The organism is Hymenobacter sp. (assembly GCF_036387835.1).
Classification (GTDB): Bacteria; Bacteroidota; Bacteroidia; order Cytophagales; family Hymenobacteraceae; genus Hymenobacter.
Window position 1 is genome coordinate 23,616 of record NZ_DASVSY010000015.1, and the last position, 13,271, is coordinate 36,886.

General features: G+C 58.5%; 11 protein-coding genes. 4 read left to right on the forward strand and 7 right to left on the reverse strand.

Annotated elements, in window-relative coordinates:
• Positions 1-34: 34 nt before the first annotated feature.
• On the reverse strand, positions 35-1,732 hold the full coding sequence (locus VF639_RS03165) for a hypothetical protein (protein WP_331144431.1): 1,698 nt from the start codon (positions 1,730-1,732) through the stop codon (positions 35-37).
• Entirely contained in the window at positions 1,713-2,294 is a 582-nt protein-coding gene (locus tag VF639_RS03170; RefSeq protein ID WP_331144432.1) for an RNA polymerase sigma factor, read from the reverse strand. The genes VF639_RS03165 and VF639_RS03170 overlap by 20 nt, the downstream gene beginning before the upstream one ends.
• A 490-nt stretch (positions 2,295-2,784) precedes the next feature.
• Between VF639_RS03170 and wrbA the strand changes: the two genes are divergently transcribed.
• Positions 2,785-3,399: an NAD(P)H:quinone oxidoreductase gene (gene wrbA / locus VF639_RS03175; RefSeq protein WP_331144433.1), complete on the forward strand. Its 615-nt coding sequence runs from the start codon at positions 2,785-2,787 to the stop codon at positions 3,397-3,399.
• A 183-nt stretch (positions 3,400-3,582) separates the two neighbouring features.
• On the opposite strand, the gene VF639_RS03180 is transcribed toward wrbA, so the two are convergent.
• On the reverse strand, positions 3,583-4,326 hold the full coding sequence (locus VF639_RS03180) for a LytR/AlgR family response regulator transcription factor (protein ID WP_331144434.1): 744 nt from the start codon (positions 4,324-4,326) through the stop codon (positions 3,583-3,585).
• 236 nt (positions 4,327-4,562) lie between these two features.
• Positions 4,563-5,723 carry a sensor histidine kinase gene (locus tag VF639_RS03185; protein WP_331144435.1) on the reverse strand — a complete coding sequence of 387 codons (1,161 nt, stop codon included), beginning with the start codon at positions 5,721-5,723 and terminating at the stop codon, positions 4,563-4,565.
• A 250-nt stretch (positions 5,724-5,973) separates the two neighbouring features.
• Between VF639_RS03185 and VF639_RS03190 the strand changes: the two genes are divergently transcribed.
• The 3 genes from VF639_RS03190 to VF639_RS03200 all read left to right on the forward strand — a co-directional run bounded on the left by VF639_RS03190 (position 5,974) and on the right by VF639_RS03200 (position 10,862).
• Positions 5,974-6,915 (forward strand): ABC transporter ATP-binding protein, encoded by a 942-nt coding sequence (locus VF639_RS03190; RefSeq protein ID WP_331144436.1) that lies wholly within the window; start codon positions 5,974-5,976, stop codon positions 6,913-6,915.
• Positions 6,916-6,946: 31 nt separating this feature from the next.
• Positions 6,947-7,789 (forward strand): ABC transporter permease, encoded by an 843-nt coding sequence (locus VF639_RS03195; RefSeq protein WP_331144437.1) that lies wholly within the window; start codon positions 6,947-6,949, stop codon positions 7,787-7,789.
• Positions 7,790-8,273: 484 nt separating this feature from the next.
• Positions 8,274-10,862, forward strand: coding sequence for a TonB-dependent receptor (locus VF639_RS03200; RefSeq protein ID WP_331144438.1), 2,589 nt, complete (start codon positions 8,274-8,276; stop codon positions 10,860-10,862).
• A 226-nt stretch (positions 10,863-11,088) separates the two neighbouring features.
• Here VF639_RS03200 and VF639_RS03205 read toward each other — a convergent pair whose 3' ends face one another.
• The 3 genes from VF639_RS03205 to VF639_RS03215 form a co-directional block, all read right to left on the reverse strand.
• Entirely contained in the window at positions 11,089-11,832 is a 744-nt protein-coding gene (locus tag VF639_RS03205) for a LytR/AlgR family response regulator transcription factor (protein WP_331144439.1), read from the reverse strand.
• A gap of 59 nt (positions 11,833-11,891) precedes the next feature.
• The gene (locus VF639_RS03210; RefSeq protein WP_331144440.1) at positions 11,892-12,992 is read right to left on the reverse strand and encodes a sensor histidine kinase; all 1,101 of its coding nucleotides are present in this window, start codon (positions 12,990-12,992) and stop codon (positions 11,892-11,894) included.
• Between the two features lie 51 nt (positions 12,993-13,043).
• Positions 13,044-13,271, reverse strand: a 228-nt coding sequence (locus VF639_RS03215; RefSeq protein WP_331144441.1) for a hypothetical protein, incomplete at its 5' end; no start/stop codon positions are given.

Genomic DNA, 13,271 nt, shown 5'->3' on the forward strand with positions numbered 1-13,271 from the left:
GCGGTTGCTTGCTTGAAAAACCCTTGTTCGTGCCTTACGGAGCGGTTGGCGTGGGCTTGTGGCTGTTGAACTCCACGCTGGCTTCCAGGCCTACACTATACGGGCGGCGTTGGCTAAGTACTCCCTGACCTGGGCTGCTGTTGAGGGTAGTAAGGCCCAGCTCGGCGGTCGGACCAACGACCGCGCTCCAGGTGGCATTGGCTGGCTGGTAGCGCACCCCGGCCCCGCCCCGCACCGAGGCCTGCACTTTGCGATAAGGCGAATCGGTGGAAGACAACGAGTACCGGCGGGTGGTTTCCGAGCTGGCAGTTGAAGTATTCACACGAGTGTTGCCTAAAGAATAGTCTTGCAATTCCGATTTGGTACTCAGCAACAAGCCAACGGCCGCTCCTACCTTGGCATAGAGTGAAGTGCCGGACCGCTGGGAACCGTAGCGTACCTGCATAGGCACTGCGACCGTACGGTAACGGTAAGACGTTTTGCGCAAAGCAGCAGGAGCCGCTACAGCAAGACCGTTGTTATACGCACTATTACTAAACAAAGCGGCTACTCCCTGGTTCACCTGCTGGCCATCCAAAAAGCCGTAGCTGGTGGCGGAAGTGGCCGTCTGCTGGCCAGCTTCCACCCCTGAAGTAAGCGTCAAGCGCTTGTTGAGGGTATAGGCCGCCGTGAAGGCCACGCGCTGGCTCAGACCGGCACGCAGGTTGCGGCGGTATTCGGTTTCGGCATCTTCCTGGTAATAACTGCGCAATGCGTTGCTCACTAGGTTGGCTTGATCGGCATAGGCATAGGCAACTTGCCCATTGATTTTGGAGAAGTCGACGTTGGGGTTGTACGAGGCGCCGGCGTAGCTACCACCCAGGCGCAGCCGGCGCCACAGCTTCGTGGGAGGCGTTGGGGTTTGGTCTTGTGTTGCTGCCAACGCGCCGATGGCAGGCTGTGGAACCGAGCGCAAAGAAGCCTTGAGCGTATCGGGGCGGGAGCCAAGCCAGCCGCCCCGCAAGCCAGCAAAACGCGGTGCCATGCTATTCCAGTCAGCTACCGCCGAACTACTTTCGGCAACGGGGTAGTTGCTACCAAACTGCGCAGACAGCAACCCCGTGCCCCCCGTTGCATATTGGGTTCCGGCAAATCCGGGGTCTGTCACGGCGGCATAGCGGCTACCAGCACTGGAAGCCTGTATGGCACGGGCCGGCTTATAGGCGTCAACGCCTGCATTGTCGCTAACTGTAAGGGTTGGATCGAAAATATTGGCTGGGGCAGCGGCAACGTTTTCGTTTTGAGCTACTAATTGCTGTTCGGTTGGGTTAATTCGCGTCGCACTCGAAAGCAGCGAGGCGCTTTCGGTAGTTTCAGAACCTGCGTTGGTGCCATCGGTATCCGGAGCGGCAGTTGTAGAGGCCAGTGCGGGTTGGCTGTCAGTGGTGGCGCTGGAGCCACTGGCTGCCCGGCGTGTTGCCAGACCTGCGCCTGCGGGAGTTTGCCGCTGGTGCAGCAGTGCCCAACTTCCCAGACCAAGGAAGAATAGCAGGCAGGCGGCGGCCACCCAGCGGTGCACGCTCAGCCGCCGACGGTACGTGTCGTTTTGTTGAACAAGCAGCTCGTGGTCGAGTTGCTCCCAGAGGCTGGCACGCGGCGTCACCTCGGCCTCCGCGAACTTCTGTCGAAACAGATGCTCTAGGTCGCCGGTAGGCCGGGGGTCAGGGGTGGTATTAGGTGCGGAAGTGGCCATGGTTGGATTGCGCGTCGAGACGCTCGATTTTCGACTTCAAAATTGCCCGAGCCCGGGAATATTGTGATTTACTGGTGCCTTCGGAGATGCCAAGCATCTCCCCTATTTCTTTGTGGCCGTATCCTTCGATAGCAAATAAGTTAAATACCATACGGTAGCGGGGTGCCAGCTCCTGCACCATGGCCAGAAGATCCTCGAAACCATAATTGGCCAGGGTAAATTCCTCGCCGGCAAGCTCTTCGGGATATTCGCCCTCACTAACCGCCACCAACGGCGCGTTGCGCTGGTGCTGCCGGAGCGCGGCATTCACCATGATACGACGAATCCAGAACTCCAGCGGACATTCGCGGCGGAAGCTGCTTAGGTTGCGGAACACGGTGACAAATCCTTCCTGCAGCACGTCCTCGGCCTCGAAAGTGGTTTGGGCGTAGCGCAAACACACCGCCATCATACGGCCCGAAAACCGTTCATAAAGGTGCTTCTGCATGAGGCGGCTGCCGGCCAGGCAACCGTCGATTAGTTCGGCCTCGCTGAGCTGAGAAGGCGGCGTAAGTTGGCGCACAGGAGGAGCGGGCGAAGTGAAAGCCTCAGTCGAAGACGCCGGCGCACCGGCAAACAACCCCCGCAACCCAGTGGCGGGTCGCAGAGCCGAAGAGGAAAGCGCACTCACCGGCATACCCGACCTGCGGGGTCGAAACCGTGTGCCCTTGCAGACCACGCCTCCTGCTGGAGCCGCGCGTACTGGACGTATATAAATTGCATAGGCCGCTAACTAAGCTAAACAAGTTACTTAAAGCTGGCCTTACCGAGGCGCAGCTACAACCAGAAGAGCCTGCTTGTGCCCCCAACGGTTGCATGAGCTGCGTTGTGTGATAGAAATATTTTAGAAAAGGCTTTTCAGCCAGGCGGTTGGCAGAAAAACAATTGCGGCAAACCAACGTAAACGCTTTATAATGTACCTACATTGATTCGTATGCGAGTTTCTCGCTTGAGTTTGTAGCTAACGCTACTTTCTACCGGACGCTTTCTTTTCACCTCCCTAAATCAGCTACATGAAAACCCTAATCGTCTTTTATTCCACGTATGGTCACATCTACAAACTGGCAGAAGCCATAGCAGAGGGCGCCCGCGAAGTGGAAGGCAATGAAGTGGTAATAAAGCGCGTACCCGAGACTTTGTCGCAGGAGATACTCGACAAAACTGGAGCAACCGGAGCGCAAAAAGCCTTCGAGCATGTACCAGTTGCCACTCCGGAAGAACTAGTTGAGTACGACGCCATCATCTTCGGCACTCCCACCCGCTACGGCAACTTGTGCGGCCAGATGCAAGCCTTCATGGACAGCACCGGCGGCTTGTGGGCCAGAGGGGCGCTGGTGGGGAAAGTGGGTAGCGCATTCGTGAGCACGGCTACGCAGCACGGTGGTCAGGAAACCACGCTGCGGGCTTTTCACACCGAACTGCTGCACCACGGCTTTGTAATTGTGGGCCTGCCCTACGCTTGGCAAGGTCAGATGGGCCACGAAGAAGTAACAGGCGGCACTCCTTACGGCGCCAGCACGGTAACCGGTGGGCAGGGTGAGCGGCAACCTAGTGCTAATGAGCTAGAAGGCGCCCGCTACCAGGGTCGTCACACGGCGGAAATTGCAAAAAAGCTGTCCGTAAAATAAAATCGCTAATTTAGCATTTGAATAATAATTAATAGTATTCGTTCCGCACACCATTGCAACATTGTCCAGCCACTCTTTATCAGGGTGGCTGGTACTTTTTAGGGCTATTTCACTTGAAAAGTTAAGTAGCCCTTTCTGTATTTACTTGGCAGTAAACTACGCTTCAAGAGGTTAGCTTTTGCTTTACAGCTGCTGATACGCCCGAATGAGCGCCGCAAACGACTCGCGGTAGGTGTCGCCGATAGGAAGCAAGCGGCCTGCTACCTGCACCTTACCCCGCTCCACATGCTCAATGCGGCTCAGGGCCACCAAATACGACTTATGAATGCGGGCAAACCGCTCGGGCGGCAGCACCTCCTCTGTCCGCCGAAACGACTGCAACGTGAGCACCTTACCGGCGGTGGTATAAATCATAAGGTACTCCTTCATGCCCTCGATGTAAAGGATATCGTCGAAAGCCACCCGTTGCAATCGGTGTTCGTTCTTCACAAACATGGCATCTGGCGCTGTGGCTGGCACCTCGGGGCTGACAACGGGCGCCGCTTGGCCTACGCCAGGCACCGGTATTGACGAGTTGATTTGCTGGCGCACTTTCTGCACCGCCAACACAAACCGTTCGAAGGCTATGGGTTTAAGCAAGTAATCGGCGGCGTTGAGCTCATAGCTGCGCACGGCGTATTGGTCGTAGGCTGTAGTGAAAATGATACGCGGCCCGGGCTGCGGCAGCAGTTGTGCCAGCTGCACTCCCGTGAGCCGGGGCATATGAATGTCGAGAAACACAATATCGATCTGGTTTTCCTGCAGAAAAGCCAAACCAGCCAGCGCATCATCGAACTGTGCTTTCAGCTCCAAGCCTGGTATTTGGGCGCAATAATCTGCCAACAATTCCAGGGCCAGAGGTTCATCGTCGAAAATAGCGCAGGTCATATAGTGAAGTTGTGGGTTCGATATTCTAAATCGAGTTGAAAAGGGTCTTTTTCCAAAAGAGCGTCCTGCTTGATCTGGCGTCCGCACAGCCGAAGTCGAAGTGTCTCGCTAGGGTAGTATATACTTTTACAACCTCAGCCCGCGAGATGCTTCGGCTGCGCCTCTGCACGACAGGCTAGAATTTTAAGACATAGCCTAATGCTACAAGAGGTACCGTAACCTACTACCCCGCCGCTTCACCGCAACAACACCAGCGTCACGCGGTGCTGGTCGGCAGAGGTTTGCACGTCGAGGGAGTAGCGGCCGGGATACAGCAGCTCTAAGCGGCGGCGCAGGTTTACGAGGCCAACGCCACCGGGCTGATCGGGCAGTTCCCGGGCGGCGTCGGCCGAGGCTACGCGGTTAAGCACGGAAAAGCGTAACAGGCCATCAGGCGCCAAGCTCAGCGAAATATGAACGGCGACGGGGCGGGCCGTCAGGTCGCCGTGCTTGAAGGCATTCTCGACTAAGGGCAGCAGCAACAGCGGCGCAATCGGGTGGGCACAGTCAGGCGCAGAGCCCGTCACCTCCAGGCAAATAGCGTCTTGCGCGGCAGCCGGCAAGCGTAGGCGCTGCAAGTCGAGGAAGCTGCGCAAATGGGCTAGCTCCCGGCTCAGTGGTACGGTGTCGGTGCTGCTTTCATAGAGCAGGTAGCGCATGATTTCCGAGAGGCGCAACACCGCTTCGGGGGCTTTATCAGACTTCCTGCTCGTGAGCGAGTAGATGTTGTTGAGCGTGTTGAACAGGAAATGAGGGTTGATTTGGGTTTTAAGCATCGCCAGCTCTGTTAGTAGCTGCTGACGCTCCTGTTCCCGGCGGTTGCGCTGCCCGCGCATATAGTCGCCGGTGATGCGCAGAGCCGAGCTAAGAAAAATACTCATTAGAGCCATTATCCCATAGGGTACTATCATGCTAGCAACTTGCTCTTTACTATGCGCGTCTTCGGCTGCGCCTTTCACTACCAACGAAACGCCAAAACGCAGAGGAATATAGGCTAGCAGCAGCAAGAGCACCCCGGCAACGTAAGGCCACAGCCGCCCCCGGCTCAGGGTGCGCGGAATCAGTACCATCCAGTTGGTGTAGAATACAGACGCGGACAAAGCATCGGTAAGGGCGGCGCGCAGCAGAAATTGCTGTAGCTCCAAATGGCTACCGAACTTAGTCGGATTGTAAAACAGCATTAGCCCGTCGAAGAACAAGAGTATCCCCCAAAACAGCGCGTGTACCCACAGAGGCACCCCCGCTTCTTCTGAGCGCGGCCACCAATCGAGGCGCGCCATAATACGCCGCTGCTTTTGCTGGCTGCTTGGGTGGATAGCCACTGAAACCGTCGGCGAAGAAGAAAGTAAAGTTTGCATCCGGGAAGATAGAAAACGCCTCGCCCCTGCGCATCTGCTTTCAACCAACTCCCCATTCGGCAGCGGGAACATTCAGGTTTTAGCCCTTAACTGCCCATCCTGCGTGCTTGCCCGCCATAGCTGCCTTGCTGCGTTGTTGACCAGGTAGGAGCGGCTGTTGAGCCGCCAAAGCAACCAGTTAGTTGAATAGGGGAACTACTATACACGCCAGCCTTTAGGTTTGCGGCTGTCTTCCTATTCCACCTGCCTTATGTCAGCAACTCTTCCTCTGCTCGAAACCCGGGCCCTTTCGTTCTGCTTCGGCAAGCGCCCTATTTTGCACGATGTCAACCTGCGGGTGGAACCGGGCAGCATCTACGGTTTTTTGGGACCAAATGGGGCCGGCAAGAGTACTACCATGCGGCTACTGCTTGGGTTGCTACGGCCCGCGGCTGGCTCGGTGCACCTTTTCGGCCACGATTTGGCGCGGCACCGGGTGGCGTTGCTGAGCCGGGTGGGCGCCCTCATCGAAAACCCCTCGCTCTACGACCACCTCACGGGCCGCGAAAACGTGGAAGCCACCCGCCGCCTGCGCGGCATAGCGCCGGGCCGTACCGCCGAAGTGCTGGCCCTGGTCGGCCTCACCGACAATGCCCACCGCCCGGCCCGCGAGTATTCCTTGGGCATGCGCCAACGTTTGGGCCTAGCCATTGCCCTGCTCTCCGACCCCGACCTGCTGCTGCTCGACGAACCCACCAACGGCCTCGACCCCAACGGCATCATGGACATGCGCAAATTGCTAGGGCAGCTGCGCGAGGAGCACGGCAAAACCATCGTGGTCAGCAGCCATCTCATCGGCGAAATCGAGAAGGTGGCCACCCACGTGGGCGTGATTCAGGAGGGCTGCCTGGTATTTCAAGGCAGCCTGCCCGACCTGCAACAGCTGCAAACCGGTCGGGCGCGGCTGGTGCTCGAAACCGCCTGCGCCGAAACCTGCCGCAACCTGCTTCCGCGCTTGCTAGCGGGCGCCACCGTGGTAGGGCCGGGTACGCTCTGGTTGCCCTGGCTCTCGAAAGAGCACACCGCCGAACTAGCCACGGCGCTAGTAGCCGCCGGGCAGCCGTTGTACGGCCTGCGTCTGGAGCAGCCTAGCCTGGAAGACACCTTCCTCCACCTCACCGAGGCCAAAGGTGAATTCGTGAAACAAGCTTAACGGTATTCAACGCTTCTATCAGCAGTCCACCATGGAATCCACTCTTTCCCCTCTCGACTTCCCTGTGCTTCCCGCGGCTCCGTCGGCCCTTACGCAGCTCCGCCGTACCCTGGCCGCCGATGCGCTGAAGCTCCGGCGCACGGCCGCACTGCGCCTCACCTTGTTTAGCGGCGCCCTGCCCGTGCTGCTGACTTTTATGATTTTCTTGTTCAAGGGCCACTTACTTATGAAAGACGGCGGCGACCCATGGCCCCGGTTTATTAGCATGGCCTGGCAGACTGCTGGCACCTTACTGCTCCCACTGTTTGTGGTGCTGCTCACGAGTTTGGTGGTGAACATCGAAACCAAGGCCACTGCCTGGAAGCACCTGTACGCGCAGCCCGTCGGGCGCGGGGCGGTGTTCGGCTCGAAGCTGCTCCTGATTCTGATCTTGAATGCGTTGGGGCTACTATTGTTTGTGGGGCTGATGCTAGGCGCCGGCGCACTGCTGACAATGCTGCAACCCAAGCTAGGGTTTCAGGTGCATCCTGTGCCTTTGGTGGCGGTTGGCTGGATGCTCATGCGCACCTACGTGGCCACGCTCGGGCTGCTGGCCGTGCAATATAGTGTGAGCTTGTATTGGCGCTCATTTGTGGTGCCCGTGGGCGTGGGAATGGGAGCTGTGGTAGCCACTATTGCGCTGCTCCAATGGGAGCACGCCGACAAAATCCCATATGCGGCCCCACTAGGTACTGCTGTTTCCATGAAAATGACTAAAACCGGCATCGAGGTGGCGCACGAACTGGCAAAACACGAATGGTACAGCTTGGCCTGGTTTGGCGGGGCACTGCTGGTAGGCTACCTGCTCCTCTACCGCCGCAACGTGACCAACTAAGATCAGTGGAAAGTAGCGCGGAAGCCGCAGGAAATCCTATGGCTTCCTGTGGCGTCCGCGCTACTTCTCTTGTTTACGTAACCTGACGCGCCAAAAATTTCCGGTTTGTTTTCCTGAGTGTGCTGCAACGCCAGAAAGACGCCAGTGTCCTTATCCGCCATCAAATATTAACACATATTTATTCGTTGATGCCCTAAATTGTGTTGATCTATCCTCTCTATTATAAGCAGTTAAGTTTCTGCTTGCCTTTGCAACAAGGCGCCCCCCTCTACCACCCGCCGAACCGATTGATTAGGCAGCCACAACTGCCAATCCGAGGATGTCACTTTTGCTGAGGGTGCAACCTGCTCTGCGCCCTTAGCGGCCGGCAACCTCGTCCTTTTCGACTTCGGGTGTAATGCTTTTTCTCTCTCACCGATTACTTGATCGGCGCCGGGCTATAGTGCGCCGCCGCTAGACCTTTCTCAGCTCTATTTACAGCTACATGAACAAACTGTTATTTACTTCACTAGGTCTAGCCGGTTTGCTTGCTGGCGCCGAAACTGCCTCCGCCCAAACCACGCCGCCAGCGGGCACGCCCCCGGCAGGCGCCCGCCCTGCTGCAACACCGGGCGCCGCAACTCCCGCCCCGCGCCTGGCTTTGCCCGAAACGCCCAAGGGCGCAGGCCGCGTGACGGGTACGGTGCTCGATGCCGCCACCAAGAAGCCCGTTCAGTTTGCCACCGTGGCGTTGCTGCCTGCTACGGGCGAGAAACCCATCGACGGTACTGCCGCCGACGAGCGGGGCCGCTTCGTGCTGAAAGGATTGGCGCCGGGCTCCTACCGCGTGCAAGTCAGCTTTTTGGGCTACGGCAACCAAATGGCGAACGTAACCGTGACCGATGGCACCACCGACCTCGGCAACCTTGCCCTGACGGCCACCACCCAAAAGCTAGGCGACGTAACTGTGACCGGCGAGCGGGACATTATCGAAACCAAGCCCGACCGGATAGTTTACAACGCGGAAAAAGACATTACCAACTCGGGCGGTACGGCGGCCGACGTGTTGCGCAAAGTACCGCTGGTCAACGTCGACCCCGAAGGCAAAGTGGAGCTGCGAGGCACGTCCAACGTGCGCGTGCTGATCAACAACAAGCCGTCCAGCATTGTGTCTAGCTCGGTGGCCGATGCTATCAAGCAGATTCCGGCCGACCAGATCAAGAGCATCGAGGTAATTACGACGCCCTCGGCCAAGTACGACGCCGAAGGCACCGGCGGCATTATCAACATCATTCTCAAGAAAAACAACCTAGAGGGCGCAAACGGGAGCGTAGGGCTGGCCGCAGGCACGCGCAATTCCAACGCTAATGGCTCGGTAAACTACCGCAAAGGCAAAGTTGGACTAACTAGCTCGATGAGCGGCTTTGCTTTCTACAGCCCAAGCCGCAACAACCTGACGCGCTACCTCAAAAACCCGGACGGCACCGAGGACAAGGCGCTGGAGCAGGAAGGCGACGGCAATAGCTTAGGCGGCGGTGGTTTCGGGCGCTTGGGCCTCGACTACGACCCGGCCAAGTACCACAACCTCACGCTAAGCGTGCAAGCTAACCGCTTTGCCAACTCGGGCGACAACCGGCAGTTCAATAACCTGATTCTGCCCCTGCAAGCCGCCAACCAGTTCACGCGCGACACCGACCGGAAGTCCAGCTCGCAGAGCTACGACGCGAGCGGCTCCTACACCCGCACCTTCGAAGACAAGCGCCGTGAGTGGAGCCTGCTGGCGCAGCACACCCGCAACCGCAACGTCCAGGACTACGACCTGTCGCAGTACGAAGGCCGCACGCAGATTGCTCCTATAAGCTACCAGGAGCAAAGCGACAACCTTTCGCGCAACCTCGAAACCACGCTGCAAACTGATTACGCGCATCCTTTCTCGGAAAACTCGTTGCTGGAAACCGGCGTGAAAGCCATTATGCGCCGCGTAAGCAGCGACTACGACGTGTACGACGGCCTCGACCTGAACTACAACCCGGCGCGCTCCAACCTCTTCGACTACAACCAGGATGTGGTGTCGGGCTACGGCACGTATGGGTTTTCGGCTACCAAAAAGCTGAGCTTCAAGCTCGGGGCACGGGTGGAAAGCACCCGCATCAGAGGCTCGTTTGAGCAGCGGCAGAGCGAAAACTCGGGGGTGTCGCAGAACTACACCAACCTGCTGCCGAACCTAAGCTTGAATTACCAGCCGCAAAACCCGAAAAAGCCGGGGCAGTCGGTGCGGTTGGCGTATTCGCGCCGCATTCAGCGCCCGCAGATCTACTACCTCAACCCCTTCGTTAACGCCGCCGATACGCTCAACATCAGCTACGGCAACCCCGACCTGGAACCCGAATTGACGGATAGCTACGAGCTGAACTACACCACGTTCATTAAGAGCTCGACGCTGAACCTATCGGCCTACAACCGGCGCACGGGCAACGCCATTGAGAGCGTGCGTTTCATCGACCGGAACGGGGTTAACAGACAGACGTTCTTCAATATTGGCCGCAACATCACGTACGGCATGAGCGTGTATGGCTCGGTGAAGCCGGTGCCCAAATGGACTTTAGGCGGCAACGTGAACGTGTACTACGTGTCGTTGGAAAGCCCTGCCCTCTCGTTCGGCGACGGGAGCATCAACACCTCGGCCTACTCCAACGACGGGGTGATGTACAACCTGAACCTGAACTCCAGCTACAAGTTCGAGAAAGGCTACAGCTTGCAGTTCTACGGGGGCCTGAACTCGCCCCGCGTGCAGCTGCAAGGCAAGCAAGCCGCCTGGACGTACTACTCGCTCGGCTTCCGCAAGCAATTCCTCAAGGAAAAAGCCGACATCACCCTCAACGCCGACAACTTCCTGACGGCCACCCGCAACCTCAGCACCACCTTCGACACCGACCAGTTCCGGCAAGACGCCAACTACTACATCTACCTCCGTAGCGCCCGCCTGGCCTTCAACTACCGCTTCGGCAAAGTCACCACTCAGCCCCAACGTCAAAAGCGCAGCATCCGCAACGACGACACCAAACAAGGCGAAAGCGGCCAAGGACAGCAATAGGTGAAATTGTGAAGTTGTGAGTTGGTGAATTTGACGTTCAAGCGGCGCGGAAGGGAGGTGGTACCACTATCGTTGAACGACATTATTCGGAGCAGCAGCGAGCAGCCATCAGCAACGATAGTGGTACCACGAAGCCATCCAGGCGAGTCGTGGTACGACTCCGCCTACGCCATTCGCGCCAATGGAACATCAAATTCACCAACTCACAACTTCACCATCTCACCATCTACACCCGCCCGTGGTAGCGGAGGTGTTCGAGGAAGGCTTCGCGGTAGGTTTCGCCGATGGGCAGGGAGGTGCCGTGGACTTGCACGCGGGTGCGCTCCACAAACTCGAGGTGGCGCAGGCTGATGAGGTAGGACTTGTGGATGCGGACGAACCGGCCCGGCGGTAGCAGCTCCTCCAATCCCCGAAACGACTGCAGGGTCAGCAGCTTGCCGGCGGCAGTGTACAGCATGAGGTATTCTTTCTGGCCTTCGGCGTAGTACAGGTCGGCTACCAGCACCCGGCGCAAGCGGTTGTCTTGCCGGACAAACAAGGCGTCGTTGAGATTTTCGGCGGGCTCGGCAGTTGCGCCCGCGCCTACCGGGGCAAGAGCGGCACGGGCCCGGTGAGTTGCCAACACAAACCGCTCGAACCGGATGGGCTTAAGCAGATAATCGAGGGCGGGCAGGTCGTAGCTTTCGGCGGCATACTCGGCGTGAGCCGTAGTGAAGATAATGCGCGGCGCGGGGACCGGCAGCAGTCGCGCCAGCTGCAACCCAGTAAGGCGCGGCATATGGATATCAAGAAATACGATATCCACGGGGTTGTCTTGCAGGAATTCCACGGCGGCCAATGCCTCCCGAAACTGACCTTTCAAAGCGAGGAAAGGCACCTGCGCGCAGTACTCAGCCAGCACGTTCAAAGCCAGGGGCTCGTCGTCGACTATGGCGCACGTGAGAGGGCGGCGAATAGGTGTGGTTTCCATGGAAGGCAAGGTAAACAAGAGTCGATAGGCGAGCTTGTAGCGGCGGGGTACCCCGCCGCTTACAATTGCACTTCCAGCTGCACATGATATTCGGTGGGGGTAACCGCTACACTGAGGCCATGGCGGTCAGGATACAGCAGTTCCAAGCGGCGGCGCAGGTTCACTAAGCCTACGCCACCGGGCGCCGTTGGCGTAGCGGCGTTACTGGTGCAATAGTTCAGCACCGAAAACAGCAGGCGGCCATCGGGTTCCAGCTGCAAATGCAGACGGGCCACCAAGGGCCGGGCGGCCAGGTCGCCGTGCTTGAAGGCGTTTTCGACCAGCGGCAACAGCAACATGGGCGGCAGGCGGCGGGCATACTCCGCCCCGGGCGGCAGCAATACGGTGAACGGCAAAGCCTCGTCGGCTTCGTCGGGGGGTAGGCGCAGCAGCTGCAAGGCCAGGAAACCGCGCAGGTGTTGTATTTCGTGCGCCAGGGGCACCAGGTCGTCGGTGCTGTCGTAGAGCTGGTAGCGCATCAGCTCGGCCAGCCGCATTACGGCTTCGGGGGCTTGGGGCGAGGCTTGCAGGGTGAGGGAGTAGATGTTGTTGAGGGTGTTGAAGAGGAAGTGCGGCTGCAGCTGCGTTTTCAGCAACGACAGTTCGGTGCGCAGGTGCTGGCGCTCCAGTTCCCGGCGGTTTTCCCGCTGGTGCAGGTAGTCGCCAGCCAGGCGCAGGCCCGCGCTCAGCAACAGAATCAGGCCGCCAAGCGGGAGGTGTAAGGTTAGCAGCAGTTGCATCTGCGCCACCAGATTCAGCTGAAGCCGCCCTACCTGCACGCCCTCCGCCAACACCACGCTCAGGCCCGCCCGCATCAGCGCAAACAGCAGCAACGCCCCCACTACGGCGCCCAAGTAAGCCAGGCTACGCCGGGGCTTGAACAGCCGGGGCTGCAGCACCAGGTAATTCACGTAAAACAAGGCGCAGTCGAGCAGGTCGGCCAGCAGGGCATTGCGCCAAAACAGGGCGGCATTTTGGGGCGCCGTGTAGTAGAGGCCGGCGCGGGTAAACCAAAGCTGCGCATCGGCATAAACCAGCAGCCCTAGCCACACCAGATGCGGCCACGGCAGCCGTACGCGCCAAGGCACAACCGGAAAACGGGCGGAAACAGCTACAGGCATAACGACGACAGTTGCCGCGAAGCAATGCTTCGCTTCTTGCCGGCAAAGTAGCTATTCATCGAACAGCCGGGCCGTTTTTTCAACCACTGCCCGCTCTGCTTTCAACCAGGCCTGCTTTTCAAGCCACCAAAGCCGCGAAGCATTGGTTGGGCGAGTGGTACTATTCCGCGCAGCAGTTCGTGAACCACTCACCGCTGAACGAGCGGTACTAACAGGCTCTAGCTTGGTGAGTCGTAGAACAGAATAGTACCCGAAGCGGCGCTTCGGTTTTTGCACGGC